The sequence below is a fragment of the Arenimonas sp. SCN 70-307 genome (genome assembly GCF_001724815.1).
Lineage (GTDB): Bacteria > Pseudomonadota > Gammaproteobacteria > Xanthomonadales > Xanthomonadaceae > Arenimonas.
Genome location: NZ_MEDO01000014.1, coordinates 445223 through 469609, shown reverse-complemented (window position 1 = coordinate 469609; position 24387 = coordinate 445223). Strand labels below are relative to the sequence as shown.

The 24387-nt window shown below is 72.6% G+C and carries 21 protein-coding genes; 18 read left to right on the top strand and 3 right to left on the bottom strand.

Annotated features, from left to right (window positions below; translation table 11 throughout):
* The first annotated feature begins 42 nt into the window (after window positions 1-42).
* Together lptF and lptG are read left to right on the top strand one after the other, a co-directional pair.
* Window positions 43-1125 carry an LPS export ABC transporter permease LptF gene (gene lptF / locus ABS41_RS08470; protein ID WP_290592875.1) on the top strand — a complete coding sequence of 361 codons (1083 nt, stop codon included), beginning with the start codon at window positions 43-45 and terminating at the stop codon, window positions 1123-1125.
* Window positions 1122-2219 (top strand): LPS export ABC transporter permease LptG, encoded by a 1098-nt coding sequence (gene lptG / locus ABS41_RS08465; protein ID WP_290592872.1) that lies wholly within the window; start codon window positions 1122-1124, stop codon window positions 2217-2219. The genes lptF and lptG overlap by 4 nt, the downstream gene beginning before the upstream one ends.
* Here the strand turns inward: lptG and ABS41_RS08460 are convergent.
* The gene (locus tag ABS41_RS08460; protein WP_290592870.1) at window positions 2216-2662 is read right to left on the bottom strand and encodes an RDD family protein; all 447 of its coding nucleotides are present in this window, start codon (window positions 2660-2662) and stop codon (window positions 2216-2218) included. The two genes, lptG and ABS41_RS08460, sit on opposite strands and share 4 nt — an antisense overlap.
* Window positions 2663-2707: 45 nt before the next feature.
* Between ABS41_RS08460 and xerD the strand changes: the two genes are divergently transcribed.
* The 3 genes from xerD (at window position 2708) to purL (ending at window position 8494) form a co-directional block, all read left to right on the top strand.
* Entirely contained in the window at window positions 2708-3658 is a 951-nt protein-coding gene (gene xerD, locus ABS41_RS08455) for a site-specific tyrosine recombinase XerD (RefSeq protein ID WP_290592868.1), read from the top strand.
* Between the two features lie 83 nt (window positions 3659-3741).
* On the top strand, window positions 3742-4569 hold the full coding sequence (locus ABS41_RS08450) for a thioredoxin fold domain-containing protein (protein ID WP_290592866.1): 828 nt from the start codon (window positions 3742-3744) through the stop codon (window positions 4567-4569).
* Window positions 4570-4642: 73 nt separating this feature from the next.
* On the top strand, window positions 4643-8494 hold the full coding sequence (purL, locus tag ABS41_RS08445; RefSeq protein ID WP_290592864.1) for a phosphoribosylformylglycinamidine synthase: 3852 nt from the start codon (window positions 4643-4645) through the stop codon (window positions 8492-8494).
* Window positions 8495-9320: 826 nt separating this feature from the next.
* Here purL and ABS41_RS08440 read toward each other — a convergent pair.
* Window positions 9321-10337 carry an NAD(P)-dependent alcohol dehydrogenase gene (locus tag ABS41_RS08440; protein ID WP_290592862.1) on the bottom strand — a complete coding sequence of 339 codons (1017 nt, stop codon included), beginning with the start codon at window positions 10335-10337 and terminating at the stop codon, window positions 9321-9323.
* Between the two features lie 119 nt (window positions 10338-10456).
* Between ABS41_RS08440 and gspE the strand changes: the two genes are divergently transcribed.
* From gspE to ABS41_RS08375, 13 genes are read left to right on the top strand one after another with little or no spacing between them, the layout of a single operon-like run.
* On the top strand, window positions 10457-12169 hold the full coding sequence (gene gspE / locus ABS41_RS08435) for a type II secretion system ATPase GspE (RefSeq protein WP_290592859.1): 1713 nt from the start codon (window positions 10457-10459) through the stop codon (window positions 12167-12169).
* A 4-nt stretch (window positions 12170-12173) separates the two neighbouring features.
* Entirely contained in the window at window positions 12174-13391 is a 1218-nt protein-coding gene (locus ABS41_RS08430) for a type II secretion system F family protein (RefSeq protein ID WP_290592857.1), read from the top strand.
* Between the two features lie 3 nt (window positions 13392-13394).
* Window positions 13395-13811: a type II secretion system major pseudopilin GspG gene (gene gspG, locus ABS41_RS08425; protein WP_290592855.1), complete on the top strand. Its 417-nt coding sequence runs from the start codon at window positions 13395-13397 to the stop codon at window positions 13809-13811.
* A gap of 19 nt (window positions 13812-13830) precedes the next feature.
* Window positions 13831-14283 (top strand): GspH/FimT family pseudopilin, encoded by a 453-nt coding sequence (locus ABS41_RS08420; RefSeq protein ID WP_290592853.1) that lies wholly within the window; start codon window positions 13831-13833, stop codon window positions 14281-14283.
* A complete protein-coding gene (locus ABS41_RS08415) occupies window positions 14280-14726 on the top strand; it encodes a prepilin-type N-terminal cleavage/methylation domain-containing protein (protein ID WP_290592851.1) in 447 nt (148 codons plus the stop codon). The genes ABS41_RS08420 and ABS41_RS08415 overlap by 4 nt, the downstream gene beginning before the upstream one ends.
* Entirely contained in the window at window positions 14723-15370 is a 648-nt protein-coding gene (locus ABS41_RS08410) for a prepilin-type N-terminal cleavage/methylation domain-containing protein (RefSeq protein ID WP_290592849.1), read from the top strand. The genes ABS41_RS08415 and ABS41_RS08410 overlap by 4 nt, the downstream gene beginning before the upstream one ends.
* Window positions 15367-16248 carry a type II secretion system protein GspK gene (locus tag ABS41_RS08405; RefSeq protein ID WP_290592846.1) on the top strand — a complete coding sequence of 294 codons (882 nt, stop codon included), beginning with the start codon at window positions 15367-15369 and terminating at the stop codon, window positions 16246-16248. The genes ABS41_RS08410 and ABS41_RS08405 overlap by 4 nt, the downstream gene beginning before the upstream one ends.
* Entirely contained in the window at window positions 16249-17361 is a 1113-nt protein-coding gene (locus ABS41_RS08400) for a PilN domain-containing protein (RefSeq protein WP_290592844.1), read from the top strand.
* The gene (gspM, locus tag ABS41_RS08395; protein ID WP_290592842.1) at window positions 17358-17951 is read left to right on the top strand and encodes a type II secretion system protein GspM; all 594 of its coding nucleotides are present in this window, start codon (window positions 17358-17360) and stop codon (window positions 17949-17951) included. The genes ABS41_RS08400 and gspM overlap by 4 nt, the downstream gene beginning before the upstream one ends.
* On the top strand, window positions 17944-18654 hold the full coding sequence (locus ABS41_RS08390; RefSeq protein ID WP_290592840.1) for a hypothetical protein: 711 nt from the start codon (window positions 17944-17946) through the stop codon (window positions 18652-18654). Before gspM ends, ABS41_RS08390 begins: the two co-directional genes overlap by 8 nt.
* A gap of 4 nt (window positions 18655-18658) precedes the next feature.
* Window positions 18659-20827: a type II secretion system secretin GspD gene (gspD, locus tag ABS41_RS08385; protein ID WP_290592838.1), complete on the top strand. Its 2169-nt coding sequence runs from the start codon at window positions 18659-18661 to the stop codon at window positions 20825-20827.
* Window position 20828: 1 nt separating this feature from the next.
* Window positions 20829-21713, top strand: a complete 885-nt coding sequence (locus ABS41_RS08380; RefSeq protein WP_290592836.1) for a glycosyltransferase — start codon at window positions 20829-20831, stop codon at window positions 21711-21713.
* Window positions 21714-21722: 9 nt separating this feature from the next.
* Window positions 21723-22643, top strand: a complete 921-nt coding sequence (locus ABS41_RS08375; protein ID WP_290592834.1) for a glycosyltransferase family 2 protein — start codon at window positions 21723-21725, stop codon at window positions 22641-22643.
* A 40-nt stretch (window positions 22644-22683) separates the two neighbouring features.
* Here the strand turns inward: ABS41_RS08375 and ettA are convergent, their stop codons facing one another.
* Entirely contained in the window at window positions 22684-24348 is a 1665-nt protein-coding gene (gene ettA, locus ABS41_RS08370) for an energy-dependent translational throttle protein EttA (protein ID WP_290592832.1), read from the bottom strand.
* Between the last annotated feature and the right edge of the window lie 39 nt (window positions 24349-24387).

Genomic DNA, 24387 nt, shown 5'->3' with positions numbered 1-24387 from the left:
ATTCTAGCAAGCCCACCCTCCACGGACCCCCGGCGCCCCCGAATGCTGCTCATCGAGCGTTACCTGTTGCGCCAGTTCGCCCAGAGCGTTGCGGCCGTTGCCGTGGTGCTGCTGCTGGTTGGCCTCGGCGGACTGCTGGTTGACCTGATGAGCGAGATCGCGCGCGGCAAGGTGCCGGCGGGGCTGCTGGTCTCGCAGCTGGGCCTGCGTTCGATCCAGGTGCTGCCCATCCTGCTGCCGCTGGCGCTCTTCATCGGTTTGCTGATGGCCATCGGCCGGCTCTACGGCGAGAGCGAGATGGCCGTGCTTTCCTCGGTGGGCCTGGGGCCGCGCCAGCTCTGGCGGCCGCTGGCCGCCGTGGTGCTTCCCGTGGCGGCCATCATCGCCATCGCCTCCCTGTGGGCGGCGCCGGCCGGCGCGCGCCTGGCCCGCCAGATGGTCGAGGACGCCAACCGGAGCTTCCTGGTGGCGGGCCTCGAGGCCGGGCGCTTCATCGAACTGCCCGGCCGCGCCGGCGTGCTTTACGTCGAGAGCATCGACATCGAGGGCTCGCGTTTCGGGCGGATGTTCGTGCAGTCCGAGCGCGACGGCCGGCTCGACGTGGTCACCGCCCGCGAAGGCGAGCTGCTGCTCGAAGGCGACAGCGGCCGCTACCTGCTGCTGCGCGACGGCTTCCGCGTCGAGGGCGACCCGGGCCGCGCCGATTTCCGCCTGATGCGCTACGCCGAGAACGAGCTGCGCGTGCCCGACCGCGAGCCTGAAACCGACGCCGACAAACTCGAGGCCGTGCCCACGATGGCGCTGCTGCCGCCGGACACGCCGCAGGCCTCCGCCGAGCTGCACTGGCGCATCGGCGCGCCGCTGGTGGCGCTGGTGCTGGGCCTGATGGCGCTGCCATTGGGCCGCGGCGAACCGCGCCAGGCGCGCTACGGTCGCCTGCTGGCGGCGCTGCTGATCTACATCAACGCCATGATGCTGATGCTGCTGGGCAAGGGCTGGCTGGCCACTGGCGTGCTGCCGGGCTGGGCCGGCCTGTGGTGGCTGCTGCTGCCTCTGGCGCTGGTGGCCGTCTGGCTGTTCGTGGTGGACGGGCGCCTGCGCCGCCCGCGCGGAGCCGCCGCATGACCCTGCGTCCCGGCCGGCTCGACCTCTACGTCGCCCGCGCGGTGCTGGTGGCGGCGCTGGGCACCTGGGCGGTGCTGCTGGCCTTCGACCTCATCAGCGCCCTGGTCGGCGAGCTCGACGAGGTGGGCGAGGGCGGCTACACGCTGGGCCACGCGCTGCTGTACACGCTCTACACGCTGCCGCGCCGTGCCTACGAACTCTTCCCCACCTCGGCGCTGATCGGCACCGTGCTGGGCCTGGGCGGCCTGGCCGCGCGCTCCGAACTGACCGCGATGCGCGCCGTCGGCGTCTCACGCCTGCGCATCGGCCTGGGCGCGCTGGCCTCGCTGGGCCTGGTGGCCGGCCTGATGATGGTGAACGCCGAGACCCTGGCGCCGCAGGGCGAGCAGGGTGCGCAGGCGGTGGCCACCTCGGCCAAGTCGGGCGACGTGGTGATGGCTCGCGTCTCGGGCCTGTGGGCGCGCGACGGTGGCACCTTCCTCAACGCCCGCGACGGCCAGCGCCGCGAAGAGGGCGGGCGCGCCTGGACCGAACTTCAGGGCGTGCGCCTGTTCGAGTTCGACCAGGCCGGGCGGCTGGCCTCGCTGGCGGTGGCCCGCTCGGCCGAGCATCGTGATGGCTTCTGGACCCTGCACGAGGTGCGCCGCACGCGTTTCGGCGAACGCGAGGCCACCGTCGAGGAAGCCGAGACCGAGCGCTGGGAAACCACGCTGGGCGAGCAGGTGGTCTCGGCCGCGGTCACGCGCCCGCGCTACCTCTCGAGCCGCGAACTTCGCCGCAACATCGACTACCTCGAGCGCAACGGCCTGGACGCCAAGGCCTTCGAGAACGCCTACTGGGCGCGCTGGTTCTATCCGCTCAACGTGGTCGTGCTGTGCCTGGCCGCGCTGCCCTTCGCCTTCGGCTCGCTGCGCTCGGGCGGCTTCGGCAAGCGCCTTTTCATCGCCGTGGTCATCGGCGTGGCCTACCTGCTGGCGCAGCGGCTGGTGGTGAGCCTGTCGGACGTGTACCGCTTCGACGCGCGCCTGGCCTACCTGCTGCCGCCGGCGGTGCTGATGGCGGTGTGCTGGGGCCTGTTCGGCCGGCGCAGCTAGGGCTCGAGCCGCACCAGCACGGTGCGGCTGGCGAGGTCGTGCCAGGTGCGGCGCTCGCGGTCGACGAAACTCCACAGGAAGCCCAGGCCCAGCGCGGCCAGCGACAGCGTCGCCACCGCGTAGCGCAGGGCCAGCGCGCGCGGCGTGGCGAGGCGGCCATCGGTCGCCAGCACCTTCAGCCGCCAGGGGCGCATGCCCAGGGTCTGCCCGCCGCGCTTCCACGAAAGCAGCGCGTAGCCGCCCGTCACCGCCCACAGCAGCAGGAATTCGGCCCAGGCCATCAGGCTGCCCGGCGGCACCGGTTCGCCGCCGTTCACCAGCAGCATCAGGCCGGCGGTGGCGAACCACAGCGCCAGCACCGGAAAGAAGTCGTAGACCAGGGCCAGCAGGCGCCAGCCGAGGTGGGCCGGGCGCGCGGCCAGGGCAGGGGAGGCTTCGGACATCGGCACAGCATAGCCGGCGCCCGCGGCCGTCGCTAAGCTGCGGCCATGCCCGCACGCCCCGCCGACCGCCGCGCCCGCGCCCAGTCCCTGCCGCCGGTCCCGGACGCCGACCAGCGCGCCATCACCGGTTTCCTCGACCGCGCCTGGGCCGAGTCGGGCCTCTCGCGGCTCACCCTCGACAGCTACCGGCGCGATCTCGAGGGCCTGGCCCGGTGGCTGGCCGCGCGTGGCGGCGGCCTGGCCGGCGTCGACCGCCGCCAGCTGTTCGACTACCTCGCCGACCGCACCGCCCAGGGTTATGCCGCGCGCAGCAATGCGCGGCTGCTGTCGGCGCTGCGCGCCTACTTCGGCCAGCAGGCGCGGCTGGGCCTGCGCGAGGACGACCCCACCGCCCGGCTCGACCCGCCCAAGCTGCGCCGCTCGCTGCCCAAGGCCCTGTCCGAGAGCGAGGTCGAGGCGCTGATCCAGGCGCCCGACGTGGCCACGCCGGCCGGTCTGCGCGACCGCGCCATGGTCGAGCTGATGTACGCCACCGGCCTGCGCGTGAGCGAGCTGGTGAACCTGCCGGCCGCGGCGGTGAACCTGCGCCAGGGCGTGCTGCGCGTCACCGGCAAGGGCAACAAGGAGCGGCTGGTGCCGATGGGCGAGGAGGCCCAGCACTGGCTCGAGCGCTACCTGGCCGAGGCGCGCCCGGCGCTGGCCGGCGGGCGGGCGGCGGCCGGGCTGTTCCTGGGCCGCGGCGCCGCGCCGCTGAGCCGCCAGCAGTTCTGGAACGTGGTCAAGAAGCTGGCCCTGGCCGCCGGCATCGACCCGGCCCGGGTCAGCCCGCACGGCCTGCGGCACAGTTTCGCCACCCACCTGCTCAACCACGGCGCCGACCTGCGCACGCTGCAGATGCTGCTCGGGCACAGCTCGCTCTCGACCACCCAGATCTACACCCTGGTGGCGCGCGAGGGCCTCAAGCGCCTTCACCAGCAGCACCACCCGCGGGCCTGAGCGCGGCCGCGGACTGTGCGAGAATCGAAGAACTTTCCGCCCCGCGCCGGGTCGGAGCCGCATCGCACGAGGAAACCCGCCCGATGATCCGTCGTTCCCTGCTGTCCCTGGCCCTGCTGGCCACCATGACCGCCTGCGCCGCCGAGGCCCCGGCCGGCCCGACCGCCGCCGCGCCCGCGTCGCCCGCCAAGCCCGGCGCGCCCGCGCAGCCGGCATCGGCCGTGGCCTCCGCGCCCGGCGCCGCCGTCGGCGACGAGGCCATCCGCGCCGCGCTGCAGTCGCTGGCCCCGGGCCTGGAGATCGGCACCATTTCCGACTCGCCCATCCCCGGCTACCGCCAGGTCGCGCTGGGCGCGCGCGTGGTCTATGTCTCGCAGGACGCCAAGCTGCTGCTGCAGGGCACCCTGATCGACCTGGCCACCCGCGAAAGCGTCACCGGCCAGGCCGAGGCCGCGCTGCGCGTGGGCATGCTGGCCGGCGTCGGCGACGACAGCCGCATCACCTTCGCCGCGGCCAGCCCGCGCTACGAAATCACCGTGTTCACCGACATCGACTGCGGCTACTGCCGCCGCATGCACGCCGAGATCGACGAGTACAACCGCCTGGGCATCACGGTGAACTACCTGTTCTACCCGCGCGCCGGCATCGGCTCGGACTCCTACCAGAAGGCCGTCAACGTCTGGTGCGCCCCGGACCGCCGCAAGGCCCTGACCGACGCCAAGGCCGGCATCGACCTGCCGCAGGCCAGCTGCACCAGCCCGGTCACCCGCGACTACGACCTGGGCCGGCGCATCGGCCTGGACGGCACCCCGGCCATCTACTCGGCCAACGGTACCCAGCTCGGCGGCTACGTGCCGCCGGCGGAAATGCTGGCGCGGCTCGAGGAAATCGAGGGCAAGCCGGCCCGCTGAGGCCCCCGGCCGGGCCCCGGGCCCGGCCTTGGTTTACAATTGGCGGCTCGATTCCCCTGGGAACCATGCGGACATGATCGTCCTCGAGGGCCTGCCGGCCCTGTCGCCTTTCCGGCTCGAACGCCTCCAGTCCCGCCTCCAGCAGGTCGTCCCCGGGGTCCGCCTCACGGGCGCCTGGTTCGCCTACTTCATCGAGCCCGAGGCCGGCGCGTCGCCCGATACCGCCGCCCTGGGCCGGCTGCTCGAGGGCTGCGTGTCCTTCGAGGCCGCGGCCGCGGGCGCCGCCACCCGTTTCGTGGTGCCGCGCCTGGGTACCCAGTCGCCCTGGGCCAGCAAGGCCACCGAGATCCTGCGCGGCGCCGGCCTGTCCGTGAAACGCGTCGAGCGCGGCACCCGCCTCGACCTCGCCGGCCTGCCGCCGGAAAGCGACCCGCGCTGGCCGAAGCTGGCCGCCGTCCTGCACGACCCCATGACCCAGTCCCTGCTCGCCGACCGCGGCCAGGCCGCCGCGCTGTTCCGCGCCGGCGCGCCCGGACCGCTCGGCCGCATCCCGCTGGCCGGCCTCGAGGAGGCCAACCAGCGCCTGGGCCTGGCCCTGTCGGACGACGAGGTCGACTACCTGCGCCGCCGTTACACCGAGCTCGGCCGCGACCCGTCCGACGCCGAGCTGATGATGTTCGCGCAGGCCAACTCCGAGCACTGCCGGCACAAGATCTTCAACGCCGACTGGACCATCGACGGCGAGCAGCAGCCGCTGTCGCTGTTCCGGATGATCAAGAACACCCACGCCCGGTCGCCGCAGTTCACGCTCAGCGCCTACAAGGACAACGCGGCCGTGGTCGAGGGCCATCCGGGCGCGCGCTTCCGGCCCGAGCCGGGCACGGGTGAATACGGCCACGGCGCGCCGCTCGATTCGGCCTTCTGCATCAAGGTCGAAACGCACAACCACCCGACCGCCATCTCGCCCTTCCCGGGCGCGGCCACCGGCGCCGGCGGCGAAATCCGCGACGAGGGCGCCACCGGCCGCGGCGGCAAGCCCAAGGCCGGCCTGACCGGCTTCACCGTCTCGCACCTGCGCATTCCCTCGCTGCCGCGGCCCTGGGAGGGCGAGCGCCCGCTCAACCCGCGCATGGCCAGCGCGCTGGAAATCATGACCGAGGGCCCGATCGGCGCCGCGGCCTTCAACAACGAGTTCGGCCGCCCCGCGCTGGCCGGCTATTTCCGCAGCTTCGAGCTGCCCGGCGGCGAGCCGGGCCTGGTGCGCGGCTACGACAAGCCGATCATGCTGGCCGGCGGCCTGGGCGCGATCGACCCGGGCCAGGTCACCAAGCTCAACCTGCGTCCCGGCGACGCCGTGGTGGTGCTGGGCGGCCCGGCGATGCTGATCGGCCTGGGCGGCGGCGCCGCCTCGTCGGTGGCCTCGGGCCAGAGTTCGGAAGACCTCGACTTCGCCTCGGTGCAGCGCGACAACCCCGAGATGCAGCGCCGCTGCCAGGAAGTGATCGACCGCTGCTTCGCCCAGGGCGAGCGCAATCCCATCCTCACCGCGCACGACGTCGGCGCCGGCGGCCTGTCCAACGCCATCCCCGAGCTGCTGCACGATTCGAACGTCGGCGGCGTCATAGAGATGGCGAAGATCCCCAGCGACGACCCCTCGCTCTCGCCGATGCAGCTGTGGTCGAACGAGGCCCAGGAGCGCTACGTGCTCGGCATTGCCGCCGACCGCGTGGCCGACTTCGAGGCCATCTGCCGCCGCGAGCGCGCCGTGTTCGCCGTGGTCGGCCACGCCACCGCGGAAGAGCGGCTGGTGCTGGTCGCGCCCGACGGCAGCAAGCCGATCGACCTGCCGATGGACGTGCTGTTCGGCAATTCGCCCAGGATGCACCGCGACACCCAGCGCCTGCCGGCCCCGCGCTGGCCGCGCCTGGACGCCGCCGCGCTCGACCTGCGCGAGGCCGGCCTGCGCGTGCTGGCGCACCCGACCGTGGCCTCGAAGAACTTCCTGGTCACCATCGGCGACCGCAGCGTCGGCGGCCTGTGCGCGCGCGACCAGATGGTCGGCCCCTGGCAGCTGCCGCTGTCGGACGTGGCCATCACGCTCACCGACTTCAACGGCGTGGCCGGCGAAGCCATGGCCGTGGGCGAGCGCACGCCGCTGGCCCTGCTCGACGCCGCCGCCTCGGCGCGCATGGCCGTGGGCGAGGCCATCACCAACCTCGCCGCCGCGCCGGTGGCCTCGCTCGAGGAAGTGAAGCTCTCGGCCAACTGGATGGCCGCCGCCTCGCATCCTGGCGAGGACGCCGCGCTGTTCGACGCGGTCAAGGCCGTGGGCATGGAACTGTGCCCCGAGCTCGACCTGTCGATCCCGGTGGGCAAGGACTCGCTGTCGATGCAGGCGCAGTGGACCGCGCCGGAGGGCCCGCAGAAGGTGGTCTCGCCGGTGTCGCTGGTCGTCAGCGCCTTCGCCCGCGTCGCCGACGCGCGCCGCCAGCTGCTGCCGGTGCTCGACCGCAACATCGACTCGGAAATCTGGCTGATCGGCCTGGGGGCCGGCCAGCGCCGCATGGGCGGCTCGATCCTGGCCCAGGTGCACGGCGCCTTCGGCGGCGCCTGCCCGGACCTGGACGAGCCGGGCCGCCTGCGCGCCTTCTTCGACCTCATCCAGGCCGCGCGCGCCAACGACCTGCTGCTGGCCTACCACGACCGCTCCGACGGCGGCGCCTTCGCCGCGCTGTGCGAGATGGCCTTCGCCGGCCACTGCGGCCTCGAGCTCAACCTCGAGGGCTGGGGCGACGACGCCTTCGCCGCGCTGTTCAACGAAGAGCTCGGCGCCGTGGTGCAGATCGCCACCGAAGACCGCGCGGCCTTCGCCGACCTGGTCAACCGCCACGACCTGACGCACTGTGCGCAGCGCATCGGCAGGCCCACCACCGCCCCGGTGGTGCGCGTGTCCGAGGGCCGCGAGCTGCTGGCCGAGTGGAGCTGGCAGGAACTGTTCGAAGCCTGGTGGTCGGTGACCCACGCCATCCAGGCCCGCCGCGACGATCCGGCCGGCGCCGACGCCGAGCGCGCCGCGCGCCTGGACTTCGCCGACCCGGGCCTGTCGCCCAGGCTCACGTTCGAGCCGGCCGAGGACATCGCCGCGCCGTACATCGTCACGGGCGTGCGCCCGAGGGTGGCGATCCTGCGCGAGCAGGGCGTCAACGGCCAGGTGGAGATGGCGGCGGCCTTCGACCGCGCCGGCTTCACCGCTGTCGACGTGCACATGACCGACCTCATCGAAGGCCGGCATCGCCTGGACGACTTCAAGGGCCTGGCCGCCTGCGGCGGCTTCAGCTACGGCGACGTGCTGGGTGCTGGCCGCGGCTGGGCCACGTCCATCCTCGAGCGGCCGGCGCTGCGCGAGCAGTTCGCGCGCTTCTTCGGGCGCGCCGACAGCTTCAGCCTCGGCGTGTGCAACGGCTGCCAGATGTTCGCCCAGCTCAAGGGCCTGGTGCCCGGCGCCGAGCACTGGCCGCGCTTCCTGCGCAACCGCAGCGAGCAGTACGAAGCCCGCCTGGCGCTGGTGGAGGTGCAGGACTCGCCCTCGATCCTGCTGGCCGGCATGGCCGGCTCGCGCATCCCGGTGGTGGTGGCGCATGGCGAGGGCCAGGCCCGCTTCGACCAGCCCGGCCACGCCGGGCAGGCCGCGGTCGCGCTGCGCTTCGTCGACAACACCGGCGCCGTCACGGAGGCCTACCCGGCCAACCCGAACGGCTCGCCCGAGGGCATCACCGGCCTGACCAGCCGCGACGGCCGCGCCACGCTGATGATGCCGCACCCCGAGCGCGTGTTCCGCAGCCTGCAGATGAGCTGGCACCCGGGCTGGGGCGAGGATTCGCCCTGGATGCGCATGTTCCGCAACGCCCGCGCCTGGGTCGGCTGAAGCCGGCCCTGGCGCCGTCGCCGTCGCCACAGATGGCGCCGGCGCCACCGCGGAAGTGAAGGTCACTTCCTTCTCCGTGAGGCCTTTATGTCGAAGGAAGTGACCTTCACTTCCGCGGCGGCGCCGGTGCGTGTCGTCTCGGATTCCCAACGGAAGGCCCGTGGCCGCGGGCTCCGATGCTTGCGCGTGCCGATCAGGACCAAGGCCAGTCATCTTTCCTGCCGAACAGGTTTGGCTAACCCGTTCAAGGCCTGAATACCGCTGCGGCCCATCGCGACGTGTCCCTTCGGACACTGGGGGTGGCCCCACCGCGAGCCCGGAAGACGGCCAGATTGATGGACCTATCCGCCCGGCGGCGGGTGTGAGGGCGAGGCCTGGAGCCTGGGTCCATTCTTTTCCGACGACGCCTCGGCGATCGATACGGAGCGGTCGGAAAAGCATGTGCCGACCACCATCGCCAAGGTCAAACACCCGCCGCCGGGCGGATAGGACTCCCACTCTGGCCACCTTCCACGCTGGCCAGGACCCGGCATCTCGCGTCCGGAGGGACGCGTGCCGATGGGCCACAGCGGCATTCAGGCCTTGAACGGGTTAGCCAAACGAGGTCAGCGAGAAAGATGGACCGCCTTGGTCCTGATCGGCACGCGCAAGCATCGGAGCGCGTGGCCGCGCGCCTTCCGTTGGGCGCCCAAGCCGGTACGCACCGGCGGCGCCGGGAAAGCGAGGGTCGATTCCTCCGACATAAAGGCTTCACGGAGGAGGAATCGACCCTCGCTTTCCCGGTGACGACGGCGCCACACCCTGAGGCGTGAAAGGCTCTCCAGCCTCAGCCGAAGTCGGCGTCGAGCACGATGCGGTAGCGGGCCTTGCCGGCGCGCAGGTGGTCCATGGCTTCGTTCGCCTTCGACATCGGGAAGTGCTCGGTCTTGGGAAGCACCTGGTGCCGCGCGGCGAAGCCCAGCATCGTGTCGATGGCGCCGCGCGAGCCGGTGGGCGAACCCGAGACCGACTTCTGGCCCATGATCAGCGAGAAGGCGCTGAACTTCACCGGCTCGAGCACCGCGCCGACCACGTGCAGCCGGCCGCCGGGCGCCAGCGCGGCGAGCAGGCCGTCCCAGTCGAGCGACACGTTGACCGTGTCGATGATCAGGTCGAAGCGCCCGGCCAGCGCCGCCAGCGCCTTGGCGTCGCCGGTGGACACCACGTGGTGGGCGCCGAAGGCGCGCGCCTCCTCGGCCTTGGACAGGCTGGTGGTGAAGGCGGTGACCTCGCAGCCCCAGGCCTTGCAGAACTTCAGCGCCATGTGGCCCAGGCCGCCGATGCCCACGACCGCCACGCGCGCCGTGGGCCTGACGTCGAACTCGCGCAGCGGCGCGAACACCGTGATGCCGCCGCACAGCAGCGGGCCGGCCTCGCGCGGGTCCAGGCCCTCGGGCAGGGGCATGGCCCAGACCCAGTGCGCGCGCACGCGCTCGGCGAAGGCGCCGTGGCGGCCGGCGAGGGTGGGCTGCAGGCGCTGGCACAGGTGATGGTTGCCGCCCAGGCAGGGGGCGCAGTGCAGGCAGCTGCCGGCGTTCCAGCCCAGGCCCACGCGCTGGCCGATGGCCACGCCCTTGGCCTGCGGTCCCATCGCCACCACCCGGCCGATGGCCTCGTGGCCGGGCACGAACGGATAGGCGGTGAAGCCCCACTCGTTGTCGAGCATCGACAGGTCGGAATGGCAGATGCCGCAGTGCTCTACGGCGATCTCGACCTCTTCGGCGCCCAGCGGGCCGGGGTCGAACTCGAAGCTTTCCAGCGGGGCACCGGCTTTCGGTGCGGCCCAGGCGCGGATGCGGCTCATCAGGAATCCTCCCCTTGCTGCGTAAGTGAACGGCTAGACGATACGCCCCCGGCCGTGAAGGGCGCGCCCGTCGGCCCAGACCTGCTAAATTCCGGGCGTCCAACCGGGAGAGTGCCTGCGTGGCCGCGGTGTTGAACGACAGCATGGAATCGGCCGACGCCCGCATCGCCGCGGCGCTGGCCGCGCGCGGGCGCCTGAAGGACGCCGACCTGGCGCGGGCCCAGCGCCTGCACGCCGAGGCCGGTGGCTCGCTGGCGTCGCTGCTGGTGCGCCTGGGCATGGTGTCCGAGCGCGACATGGCCGAAGCCGCCGCCGAGGCCATGGGCCTGCCGCTGCTGGCCGCCCGCGACTGCCCCGAGGCGCCGCCCGCGGGCGTGCAGCTCTCGCTGCGTTTCCTCAAGCAGGTCTCGGCCTGCCCGGTGGGCGAGGACGCCGGCCACGTCGACCTGCTCGTGGCCGACCCGCAGGATCCCTACGCCGCCGAGGCCGTGGCCCTGGCCACCGGCCGCGCGGTGCGGGTGAAGGTGGGCCTGCGCGCCGAGATCGCCGACCTGATCGAGCGCTATTACGGCTCTGGCCGCTCGGCCATGGGCACCATCGTCGAGAACCTGGGCGACGACTCGGCCGGCGACGAGGCCGATGTCGAGCAGCTGCGCGACCTGGCCAGCGAAGCGCCGGTCATCCGCCTGGTGAACCTCGTTATCCAGCGCGCGGTCGAGCTGCGCGCCTCCGACATCCACATCGAGCCCTTCGAAAACCGCCTGAAGGTGCGCTACCGCGTCGACGGCGTGCTCGAGGAAGCCGAGTCGCCGCCGGCCAACCTCACGGCGGCGGTGATCTCGCGCATCAAGATCATGGCCAAGCTCAACATCGCCGAGCGCCGGCTGCCGCAGGACGGCCGCATCATGGTGCGCGTGCAGGGCAAGGAGCTCGACCTGCGCGTGAGCACCGTGCCCACCGCCCATGGCGAGAGCGTGGTGATGCGCCTGCTCGACCGCGAGTCGGTCGTGCTCGACTTCAAGGCCCTGGGCTTCACCGACGAGTTCCTGGGCCGCTTCACCAGGGTGCTCGAGCAGCCGCACGGCATCCTGCTGGTCACCGGTCCCACCGGCTCGGGCAAGACCACCACGCTCTATGCGGCGCTGAGCCAGCTCAACACCTCCGACGTGAAGATCATCACCGTCGAGGACCCGGTCGAATACCAGATCGAAGGCATCAACCAGATCCAGGCCAAGCCGCAGATCGGCCTGGATTTCGCCCAGGCCCTGCGCAGCATCGTGCGCCAGGACCCGGACATCATCATGATCGGCGAGATGCGCGACCTCGAGACCGCGCGCATCGCCATCCAGTCGGCGCTCACCGGCCACCTGGTGCTGAGCACCCTGCACACCAACAACGCCGCCGGTGGCATCACCCGCCTGCTCGACATGGGCGTGGAGGACTACCTGCTCACCTCGACGGTGAACGGCATCCTGGCCCAGCGCCTGGTGCGACGACTCGAGCCCACCCACGCCGAGCGCTACGAAGCGCTGCCGGAAGTGGTGGAGGAATTCGGCCTGCGGCGCTTCCAGCCCGAAGGCCCGATCTACCTGTATCGCCCGAAGCCTTCGGCGCTCACGCCCACCGGCTACCTCGGCCGCACCACCATCATGGAATTCCTGGTGATGGACGACGAGCTGCGCCGGCTGGTGATGCAGCACGCCGGCATGGGCGAGATCGAGGAGGCCGCGCGCGCGCGCGGCATGCGCACCATGTACGAGGACGGCCTGGCCAAGGCCCTGCAGGGCCTGACCACGCTCGAGGAAGTGCTGCGCGTGACCCAGGAAGCCTGAGCCGATGGCGCTGTTCCGCTACAAGGCGCTCTCCACCGCCGGCGAAACGCTCGAAGGCCAGATGGAAGCGGCCAGCGCCGACGACGTGGTGGCGCGCCTGCAGGAGCAGGGCCACCTGCCGGTGGAGGCGCGTCGCGCCGACGAGGCCGGCGGCGGCGCCGGCCTGTCGGGCCTGCTGCGCCGGCGCGAACTCGACGACGCCCAGGTGCTGCAGTTCACCCAGCAGCTGGCCACGCTGCTCGGCGCCGGCCAGCCGCTGGATCGCGCGCTCGGCATCCTGCTCGAGCTGCCCGACACCGTGCAGGCCCGGCGCGTGATCGAGCGCATCCGCGAGGCCGTGCGCGGCGGCGCGCCGCTGTCCACGGCGCTCGAGCAGCAGCACGGCCTGTTCCCGCGCCTGTACGTGAACCTGGTGCGCGCCGGCGAGGCCGGCGGCAGCGTGCACGAATCCCTGCGCCGCCTGGCCGACTACCTCGAGCGCAGCGCGAAACTGCGCGGGCGGGTGGTCAATGCGCTGATCTACCCGGTCATCCTCGCCGTGCTCATCGTCGTCTCGGTGGGTTTCCTGATGGCGGTGGTGGTGCCGCAGTTCCAGGTGCTGTTCGAGAGCCTCAACGCCGAGCTGCCCTGGTACTCGCAGGCCGTGCTGGCCACCAGCCTGTTCGTGCGCGACTGGTGGTGGGCGCTGGTGCTGGCGGTGGCGGCGGCCGGCCTGTGGCTGGCGTCGCGGCTGCGCAGCCACGAAACCCGCCGCGCGCTCGATGCGCGCCTGCTGCGCCTGCGCTTCGTCGGCGACCTGGTGGCCCGGCTCGACACCGCGCGCCTGGCGCGCACGCTCGGCACCCTGGTGCGCAACGGCGTGCCCCTGCTCAACGCGCTGGCGCTCTCGCGCCCGGTGCTGGGCAACCGCGTGCTGGCCGAGGCGCTCGACGAGGCCGCCGAGGAGGTCAAGACCGGCTCGGGCCTCGGGCATGCGCTCGGCCGGCGCAAGGTATTCCCGCGCCTGGCCGTGCAGATGGTGCAGGTGGGCGAGGAGTCGGGTGAACTCGATACCATGCTGCTGAAGGTGGCCGACACCTTCGACCTCGAAACCGGCAACGCGCTCGACCGCCTGATGGCGGCGCTGGTGCCGGCGCTCACGGTGCTGATGACCGCGGTGGTCGCCATCATCATCCTCTCGGTGCTGCTGCCGATCTACGACCTGACCAACTCCATAGGCTGACCCATGCGTCGAATCCCTGCTTCCCCCCGCCGCGCGCGCGGCATGAGCCTGATCGAGATCATCATCGTCATCGTGCTGATCGGCGGCGTGCTGGCCATCGTCGGCAATCGCGTGCTCGGCGGCCGCGACCGCGCCAACGTCGGCCTGACCAACACCCAGCTGCTCACCCTGGCCGGCAAGGTCGACCAGTTCCAGATGGACACCGGCCGCCTGCCCGAATCGCTCGAGCAGCTGGTCAGCGCCAGCGGCCTGCCCAACTGGCTCGGTCCTTATGCCAAGGCCGAGGAGCTGCGCGACCCCTGGGGCAACGCCATCCTCTACCGTCGCCCGGGCGCCGCTGGCCCCTACGAGCTGGTGAGCCTGGGCGCCGACGGCCAGCCGGGCGGCGAAAGCGTCAACGCCGACATCCGCAAACCCTGACCGGGCCGGCGGCGCCGCCATGAACCGCGCGCGGGGCCTGTCGCTGCTCGAGCTGCTGGTGGTGGTGGCGCTGATCGCCACCCTCGCCGGCATCGGCGCGATGGTGATCGGCCGCGCCATGCCCGGCCAGGAGCTGCGCGCCGCCGCGCGCGAGCTTGCCGCGGAGCTGCGCTACACCCGCGCCCAGGCCATCGCCACCGGCGCCGAGCAGGTCTTCCGCCTCGACGTCGACAGCCGGCGCTGGAACGCAGCCGGCAAGCGCGAGGGCGCACTGCCGGCGAACATCGAACTGGTGGCCACCACCGCGCGCGACGGCCAACCGGTGGCGCGCGAAGCCACCGTGCGCTTCTTCCCCGAGGGCGCCGCCACCGGCGGCCGCTTCGTGCTGCGCCGCGACGGCGCGGCCTGGCGCGTGGACGTGGCCTGGCTCACCGGCGAAGTCACGCTCAGCCGCGGCGAGGGTCGGCCATGAAGCACCAGCGCGGCTTCAGCCTGCTCGAGGTGATCGTTGCCTTCGTGCTGCTGGCCGTGGCGATGGGCGTGCTGCTGGCGGTGCTGGGCGGCGGGCTGGCGCAGGTGCGCCGCTCGGGCGAGGCCAGCGAGGCGGCGCTGCACGCGCAGTCGCTGCTGGCCCGCGTCGGCGTGCTCGAGCCGATCGCGCCGGGGCGCAGCAGCGGCGTCATCGACCGCGGGCGTTATCGCTGGACGCTGGAGATCACCGAGATTGACGACCCGCTGCCGCCGACCGAAGCCATCGCCGGACTCGATCTCGTGGAGTCGGTGGGCCTGCAGCAGCCCAATGCGCCGGTGCTCTATCGACTGCAGCTCGACGTGGCCTGGGGCGAGGGCGAGGCGGCGCGCAGCCTGCGCCTGGCCAGCCTGCGCGCGCGTTATCCGCAGGCGGCGTTGCCATGAGGCGCGCGCGCGGCTTCAGCCTGCTTGAAGTGCTGGTGGCCACCACGCTGCTGGCGGCCGGCATGGCGCTGGCTTTCGCCGCCATTTCCAACGCCTCGCGCGTCACCGCCAACGCCGAGGCCGAGGCCTCGCGCAGCGAGCGCCTGCGCGCGGTGCAGGGTTTCCTGCGCCGGCAGGTGGAAGGCGCGCTCGCCATTCCCATCGAGCCGCAGTCGCCCGGCGACGCGCCGCGGGTGTTCGAGGCTTCGGCCGACCGCCTGCGGCTGGTGGCGCCGATGCCGGGTTACCTCTCGCGCGGCGGCCCGCACGTACAGACCTTCCGCCTGGTGCGCGGCCCCAACGGCCTGCGCCTGGAATTCGAACACCAGCTGCTCGGCCCCGAAGGCCCGATCGAGGACGAGCGCGAGCCCGAGGTCCTGCTCGACGGCATCGCCGAGGCCAGCTTCGCCGTGCGCGGCCTGGACGAGATCGACGAGGCCGGCGACTGGCGCAGCCAGTGGCAAACCACCGACCAGGTGCCGGCGCTGGTGCGCCTGCAGCTTCGCTTCGCCGAGCCGCGCGCGCGCTGGCCCGAGTTCGTGGCCGCGCCGCGCCTGGGCCTGGCGCCGCCGCCCGGCCAGGCCGGGCAGGAGGGGCTGGAATGAAGCGTCCGGAACGCGGTGCGGCCCTGCTGCTGGTGCTGTGGTTGCTGTTGCTGCTTTCCGGCCTGGTGGCGGTGTTCGCCTTCACCAGCCGCATCGAGGGCCTGCAGGGCAGCGCGCTGCGCACGCGGCTGGCGGCGCAGCTGGCCGCCGAAGGCGGCATCGAGGTGGCGGCCCTGCGACTGAACGAGGCCGACCCGCAGCGGCGCTGGTTCCCCGATGGCCGCCTCTATGGCTACGCCTTCGACGGCTTCCGGGTCGAGGTGCGGGTGGTGGACGAGGGCGCGAAGATCGACATCAATGCCGCCGATGCCGCGCTGCTGGCGCAGCTGGTCAAGGCGCTGGGCTTCCCGGAGGACCGCGCCGCGCGCCTGTCGGGCGCGATCCAGGACTGGCGCGACCCCGACGGCCTGCAGGCCATCGGCGGCGGCGCCGAGGACCGCGACTATGCCGCCGCGGGCCTGGACTACGGCGCCAAGGACGCCCCCTTCGTCACCGTCTCCGAGCTGCAGCAGGTGCTGGGCATGGACGAGGAGGTCTATCGCGCGCTGGTGCCGCACGTCACCGTGTACACCGGCTTCCCGCGTCCGCGCGCCGATTTCGCCCGCCAGTCGGTGCTGCAGGCCCTCGGTCTTTCGCCGGCCGACGCGGCCGCGTGGGTGGCCGCCCGCGGCGCCTGGCAGCCGGGCCTGCCGCTGCCGCCCGGACCCGACGGCGAGCCGCTCGCCGTTGCCGGGTCCGGCACGTATAGTGTGGCGAGCCGGGCTGTCCGGGACGATGGGCTGGCGGTCGAGGTCACCGCGGTGGTGCGCATCGGCGCGCCGGCGGGCTTCGGCCAGCTCTACGCACCGCTGGCCTGGCGGGTAGGGGAACCCGACTAGATGCCTGCAGCCGAACAACTGACCACCACCTTCGACGCCCTGCGCATGCACCTGGCGCGCACGCCCGTGCCCGGCTGGGCGCGCAAGGTCGCCGAGGCCTGGCGCGCGCTGTTGCCCGCGTCGCTGCGGCCGCTGTTCCAGGCCGATGCCGGCCAGCTGCGCCTGCGCCGCGAGGGCGAGACGCTGCAGGTTTCCGTGCAGGGTCCCGACGGCGAGCATTCGTTGGGCGAACTGCCGCTGTCGGCGGCCGAGGCCCTGGCGGCGCGCCTGTCCGGGGGCGCCTCGCGCGCCTGGCTGGTGCTGCCCGCCGGCGCCGTGCTGCGCCGCACGCTGTCCCTGCCTGCGGCCGCGCTGCCGCGCCTGCGCGACGTGCTCGCCCACGAGATCGACCGGCAGACGCCGTTCCCCGCCGACCAGGTGAGCTACGAGGGCCGCGTGCTCGCGCACGCGCCCGCCGGCCAGCCGGTGCCGGTGGAGCTGGTGGTGCTGCCGCGTACGCGCCTGGACCAGGAGCTGCAGGCCATCGGCCCGCTCGCCGGCCTGCTCGCCGGCGTGGACGCGCTCGATGCCCAGGGCCGTCCGCTCGGCCTGAACCTGCTGCCGCCCGCGCGGCGTCCGCGCCGGCGCGATCCGGTGCGTCGCCTCAACGCCATGCTCGCCGCGGTCGCGGGCGGCGCGCTGCTGCTGGCCATGCTCCTGGTGCTGGGCAACCGCGCCAGCGCGCTCGAGGACCTGCGCGCCGACGTCGCCGCCGCCAACGCCGAAGTGCGCGAGGCGCGGCTGGCCCGCAACGAGCTGGTGGCTCGCACCGCCGCGGCCAACTTCATCGCCACGCGCCGCGCCGCCAGCCCGACCATGCTCGAGGTGCTCGACGACCTCACCCGTCGCATCCCCGACGACACCGCCATCGACAAGCTCCAGATCTTCAACGGCCAGGTTTCGCTGGTCGGCCAGAGCCGCGGCGCGCCCGCGCTGGTGGGCATGCTGCAGGCTTCGACGCTGCTCGAGGAACCGGCGCTGTCGGGCGCCGTGCAGGCCGACCCGCGCACCGGTCGCGACCGCTTCACCCTGGTGGCCCGCGTGGTCGCCGCCAAGCCCGGGGCTTCGCAGTGAGCCCGGTCCTCGAGCGCGCCCGCTGGCTGCTGCTGGGCCTGGCCGCGCTGGCCCTGGCCTACCTGGTGCTGGTGCACTGGTGGTTCACCGCGCCGATGCTGGCCATGGGCGACGAGGTGCAGCGCCTGCGCGACGAACAGCTCGCCCTGCGCATGGAAATCGCCCAGCGCCCGGTGCTCGAGCAGGAGCTGGCGCGGGTGCGGGAGTTCGAGGCCGGCAACGCCGGCTTCCTGCCCGAAGCCAACCGCCAGCTCGCCACCGCGGCGCTGGTGCAGCGTCTCGAATCGGTGGTCGAGTCGGCCAGCCCGCAGCGCGGCCGCTGCGAAATCACCGCCCGCACGCCCTCCGATGCGCGCACCGAGGAACCCTTCGTGCGCGCCTCGGTGCAGATCCGCCTGCGCTGCGGCATGGCCGAGCTGGGCGCGGTGCTGCATGCGCTCGAAAGCGGCAGCCCGCAGCTGTTCATCGACAACCTCGACCTGCTCTCGCGCGCCGCCTACCTCGGGACCGACCGCGAGGGCGGCATGATGGACGTCAGCTTCGACCTCTACGGCTACCTGGCCACGCCCGCGGGGGTGCCCGGTGCTTGAGTCGCTGCGCCACGGCAACGTGTTGCTGGCCGCGCTGGCGGCCTGGGCCCTGGGCCTGCTGGTCCTGGCCGTGCTGGGGCTGGGCGCCAACTTCGGCCCGCAGCCCGACAACGCCGCGCTGGCGCCGCCGGTGCCGCAGGTGGTGCTGTCGGAAGTCGGCGCACGCCTGGGTCCGCTTTCCAACTACGACGAGCTCGGCCGCCGGCCGCTGCTCAATGCCGACCGGCGCCCCTCGATGTCGGGCGAGGCCGGCGATGCCGAGCAGCCGATGGACCTCGAGCTCACCGGGGTGCTGATGGCCGGCGGGTTCCAGGCGGCGATGCTGCAGTCGCGCGACGGCCAGCGCAGCGAACGCGTGCGCGTCGGCGACCCGGTGCCGGGCACCAGCTGGCGCCTGCTGTCGCTGGCGCCGCGCAGCGCCGAGTTCGAAAGCCCGCAGGGCCGGCACACGCTGGAGCTGCGCCTTTACGACGGCCGCGCCGATGGCGCGACTTCGGCCGCGCCTGCCGACGGCGCCGCCGCGCCGCCGGTAGCCGCGGGCCCGGCCGCTGCGCCGGCCAATCCGCCGCCCGGCGCCAACACCAGCACCAACGAACCCGCGGAAGCCGAGGACCAGGTCCAGGCCATCCGCCGCCGCATCGAAGCCCGCCGCGCGCAGCTGCGCGAGGAAGCCGCGCGCCGCAACGGCCAGAAGGTAGAGTAGCCGCATGAAGTCCAGCCACCGTTCGACCACCGTCCTCCTGCCGGCCCTGCTGGCCTTCCTCGCGGGCTGCGCCGGCGTGCCGACGCCGGTGGTGCAGCGCGGCGCCGACCCGCTGGCCGGCCAGCCGGTGATCAGCCGCGAGGCCACCACCGACGCGCCGGTCGCGGACGCCGCCGAAACCACGTCGCCGGCGGTGTCGGCCGTGCTCACGCCCGGCACCGGTACCGTCATCAACGAGCGCGTCGCGGCCACGCCGCCGCCGTCGCTGGACATGCCGGGCGAGGCCACCTTCAACTTCGAGGGCGAGCCGGTGCACGCGGTGGTCAAGGTCATCCTCGGCGACCTGCTGCAGCAGAACTACGTCATCGCGCCGGGCGTGCAGGGCCAGGTGACGCTGGCCACGCCGCGCCCGGTGAACGCCGCGCAGGCCCTGGGCCTGCTGGAGATGGTGCTGGGCTGGAACAACGCGCGCCTGGTCTGGCTCGACGGCCGCTACAACGTGCTGCCCACCGAGCAGGCGCTGGCCGGCAACCTCTCGCCGCGCACCGGCGGCGTGGCCAATGCCCGCGGCTACGAAGTGCGCGCGGTGCCGCTGCGCTACATCTCGGCCTCCGAGATGAAGAAGCTGCTCGAGCCCTACGCGCGCCCCAACGCCGTGGTCAGCACCGACGCCTCGCGCAACCTGATCGTGCTGGCCGGCACCCGCGCAGAGCTGCAGAACTACCTGCGCACGGTGGAGATCTTCGACGTCGACTGGCTGGCCGGCATGTCGGTGGGCGTCTACCCGCTGATGTCGTCCGAGGCCGAGGCGGTGGTGTCCGACCTCGAGGCCGTGTTCGGCGCCGACGGCAACACGCCGGTGGCGGGCATGTTCCGCTTCATGCCGCTGCGCGGCCAGAACGCCGTGCTGGTGATCACGCCGCAGCCGCGCTACCTGCGCGAGGTGCAGGCCTGGATCGAACGCCTGGACGCCGGCGGCGGCGAGGGCGCGCGCCTGTACACCTACGAAGTGCTCTACATGAAGGCCGTGGACCTGGCCGAGCAGCTCAACCTGGTCTTCGGCGGCGCCGCCGCGGTGGGCCCGTCCACCGCCACGGGTGGCCCGCCGTCGCTGATGCCGGGGCTCGAGCCCGTGCAGCTGCGCTCCATCAACACCCCGGCGACGGACGCCGCCGACCCGAAGGCGCGCGCCGCCGCGGTCGACCGTGCCTCGGCCGCCACCGGCGCAAGCGCCGGGGCCGGCGTGTCCGTGGGCAGCACCGAAGGCGTGTCGGTGAGCGCGGTCGAAGAGAGCAACGCACTGCTGGTGCGCGCCACGCCCGGCCAGTGGGAGTCGATCCGCCGCACCATCGAGCGGCTCGACACCATGCCGCTGCAGGTGCACATCGAGGCGCAGGTGGTCGAGGTGCAGCTCAACGGCCGGCTCAGCTACGGCGTGAACTGGTTCTTCGAAAACGCGGTGGCCGACGAAGGCCTGCCCGCCGCGGCCGGCCGCACCATCTGGGGCGACCTGGCCGGCAGCGTCGGCGAGGACGGCCTGTCCTGGACCTTCCTGGGCCGCAATGCCGCCGCGGTGATCTCGGCGCTCGATCGTTATTCCGACGTGCGCGTGCTGTCCACGCCCTCGGTGGTGGTGCGCAACAACGCCGAGGCCAAGCTCGACGTGGGCACCAAGATCCCGGTCAACTCCACCAGCTTCAACCCGATCGATGGCGGCGGCGGCACCGGCACCTTCACCCAGGTGCAGTACCTCGACACCGGCGTCATCCTCACCGTCACCCCGCGCATCAGCCGCGACGGCACGGTGTTCATGGAGATCGAGCAGGAAGTGAGTTCGCCGGGCGACTCGCCCGATGCGAACGGCAACCTCGCCATCAACAAGCGAAAGCTCACCACCGAGGCCGCCGTGCAGAGCGGCGAAACGGTGATGCTGGCCGGCCTGATCTCCGACAGCACGCTCGACGGCAGCGACGGCCTGCCCGGCCTGAGCCGGCTGCCGGTGGTCGGCGGGCTGTTCGGCCGCAAGACCCAGGACAAGCTGCGCACCGAAGTCATCATCCTCGTGACGCCGCGCGTGGTCCGCGACCCGAACGAGGCGCGGCGCCTGACCGACGAATACGGCGAGCGCTTCCGCGCGCTCGAGCCGCTGCGCCGGGGCAACGACGGCCGCTGACATGGTCGCCGCCGTGCCCCGCCCGGGCGACGCGGGCCCCTTGCCTGTCGTCGTCGTCACCATCCACAACGCGCTCGAGGCGCTCGACGCCTGCCTGGCTTCGCTGGAACGCACGCTGCCGGCGGGCGCGAAGGTGCTGCTGGCCGACGACGCCTCGCCGGACCCGCGAATCAACCCCATGGCACGCGGCTGGTGCTACCGCAGCGCGCTCGATGCGCGCTACGTGCGCCGCGAGCTCAACATGGGCTATCCGGCCAACTGCAACGCCGCCTTCGCCGAGACGGGCGAGGCCGACGTGGTGCTGCTCGACTCGGACACCGTGGTGACGCCCGGCTGGCTGCAGCAGCTGGCCCGCTGCGCCGCCGGCGATCCGCGCATCGCCACCGCCACGCCCTGGTCGAACAACGCCGACACCTGCTCCTTCCCGCGCCTGGGCGAGCCCAATCCGGCGCCCGGGCATCCCGAAACCCTGGCCGAGGCCGCGGCGATGTCCTCGCCGGCCTGGCCGGACATCCCGGCCGCGGCGGGTTTTTGCATGTACGTGCGGCGCGCGGCGCTGCGCCAGCTGGGGGGCTTCGACGCGGCCACCTTCGGCATCGGCGGCGGCGAGCAGGACGACTTCAGCCTGCGCGCGGCCGCCATGGGCTGGCGCAACGTGCTGTGCGACACCGCCTACGTCGTGCACCAGGGCGGCGCGTCGTTCGGTGCACTCGACCTGCCGCCGGACGGGGACAACCTGGGCCGCCTGCTGGCGCGCTGGCCCGGCTACCACGAGCAGGTGGCGCGTTTCCTGCTCGACGACCCGCTGCGCCCGCATCGCGCGCGGCTGCAGGAAAACCTCGAGGCGCTGCAGCGCTCGGGCCCTCAGCGCGACCTGTTCGGCTAGCATCGCGGCATGCACGAGCACCCGCTGCCGCCGCTCACCGGCGAACACACCACGCCCGCCCCGGGGGGCGTGCCGGACTTCGGCACGCGCGACATCGGCGTGGTGGTGGTCACGTACGCCAGCGCGGCCACCATCGAGCGCTGCCTGGCGGCGCTGCTGGCGGCGCGCGATGTCGCCCGGGTGGTGGTGATCGACAACGCCTCGCCCGATGACACCGCGGCCATCGTCGAGCGCCTGGCGCGCCGCGACCCGCGCCTGGGGCTGGTGCGCAACCCGGACAACCGCGGCTTCGGCGCCGCCTGCAACCAGGGCGCGACGGCCATCGCCCAGCCCTGGGTGGCCTTCGTGAACCCGGACGCCTTCGTCAACCGCGACACCCTGGCCCGGCTGGTGGACTGCGCGATGGCGCGCCCCGGTGCCGGCCTGCTGGGCGTGGAGCAGCGCGACGAGCGCGGCGTGCCCGATCCGGCTTCGCGCCGCGCCGACCCGTCGCTGCGCGAGCAGCTGCTGAGCCTGGGCAAGCGCGAGCACCTGTTCCTGGGCAAGGACCCGGCCCTGGCGGTGCAGCCGGTGGATGCGGTCTCGGGCGCGCTGATGCTGCTGCCGACGGTGCTGTTCGTGCGCCTGGAGGGTTTCGACGAGGGCTACCGGCTGCACGCGGAGGACCTCGACCTGTGCCGCCGCGTGCGCGAGGCCGGCTACGAGGTGGTGGTGGCCAACCAGCTCTGGGTCACCCACGTGCGCGGCGTGTCCAGCCGCCGCCGCCCGGCCTGGGTGGAGCTGCAGAAGCACCGCGGCCTGTGGCGTTACTTCCGCAAGTTCGAGGCCGCCGGCACGCCGGCCCTGCTGCAGCCGGTGCTCTTCATCGCACTCTGGGCCCACTTCACCGCCGTACTGACCCGCCAGATCTGGCAGAGCCTGCGCGGCTGACCCAAAAAACGGCCCCCTCGCGGGGAGGGGGCAGGGGGTCTTACTTGAGGGCCTTGAAGCGGATGCGGTGCGGCTGGGCGCCTTCCGCGCCGAGGCGGCGCTTCTTGTCCTCTTCGTACTCGCGGTAGTTGCCCATGAAGAACTCCACGTGCGAGTCGCCCTCGAAGGCCAGGATGTGCGTGGCGATGCGGTCGAGGAACCAGCGGTCGTGCGAGATCACGAAGGCGTTGCCCGGGAACTCGAGCAGGGCGTCTTCCAGCGCGCGCAGGGTTTCGATGTCCAGGTCGTTGGACGGCTCGTCGAGCAGCAGCACGTTGCCGCCCTGCAGCAGCGTCTTGGCCAGGTGCAGGCGGCCGCGTTCACCGCCCGAGAGCGTGCCGACCATCTTCTGCTGGTCCTGGCCCTTGAAGTTGAAGCGGCCGATGTAGGCGCGCGACTGGATCTCGATGCCGTTGATGTTGAGGATGTCGGCGCCGCCCGAGACTTCCTGGAAGACGTTGTGGTTGCCGTCGAGCTTGTCGCGGCTCTGGTCCACGTAGGCCAGCTTGACCGTCGGGCCGAGCTCGATCGAACCCGAGTCCGGCTTCTCCTGGCCCGTGATCATCTTGAACAGCGTCGACTTGCCGGCGCCGTTGGGGCCGATGATGCCGACGATGGCGCCGGCCGGCACGGTGAAGCTCAGGTCGTCGATGAGCAGGCGGTCGCCGAACTTCTTCGAGACGTTCTTGAACTCGATCACCTTGCTGCCCAGGCGCTCGCCCGGCGGGATGAAGATCTCGTTGGTCTCGTTGCGCTTCTGGTAGTCGACCGCCTGCAGCTCCTCGATGCGGGCCAGGCGCGCCTTGCCCTTCGAGCGGCCGCCCTTGGCGTTCTGGCGGGCCCACTCGAGCTCCTTCTGGATGGCCTTCTGGCGGGCCTTCTCCGAGCTCTCTTCCTGCTTGAGGCGCTCGTCCTTCTGGGTCAGCCACTCGGTGTAGTTGCCCTTCCACGGGATGCCGCGGCCGCGGTCGAGCTCGAGGATCCACTCGGCGGCGTTGTCGAGGAAGTAGCGGTCGTGGGTGACGGCCACCACGGTGCCCGGGTAGCGGGCCAGGAACTGCTCCAGCCACTCGACCGACTCGGCATCGAGGTGGTTGGTGGGCTCGTCGAGCAGCAGCATGTCGGGCTTGCTCAGCAGCAGGCGGCACAGGGCCACGCGGCGCTTCTCGCCGCCCGAGAGCTTGCCGACGACGGCGTCCCAGGGCGGCAGGCGCAGGGCGTCGGCGGCCACCTCGAGCTGCTGCTCGAGGGTGTGGGCGTCGCCCGAGGCCAGGATCGCCTCCAGGCGCTCCTGCTCCTTGGCCAGCTTGTCGAAATCGGCGCCTTCCTCGGCGTAGGCGGCGTAGACCTCGTCCAGGCGCGCCTGCGCCTGCATGATCTCGCCCACGCCTTCCTCCACCGCCTCGCGCACGGTGTGCTCGGGGTTGAGCTTGGGCTCCTGCTCGAGATAGCCGATCTTGATGCCCGGCTGCGGGCGGGCCTCGCCGGTGAAGTCGGTATCGACGCCGGCCATGATGCGCAGCACCGTCGACTTGCCGGCGCCGTTGAGGCCCAGCAGGCCGATCTTGGCACCCGGGAAGAACGACAGCGAGATGTCCTTGATGATCTGGCGCTTCGGCGGCACGGTCTTGCTGACGCCGATCATGGTGTAGATGTATTGCGACATGGGGCTCTTCGTCCTGGGCGCCGCGCGCGGGCGCGGTCG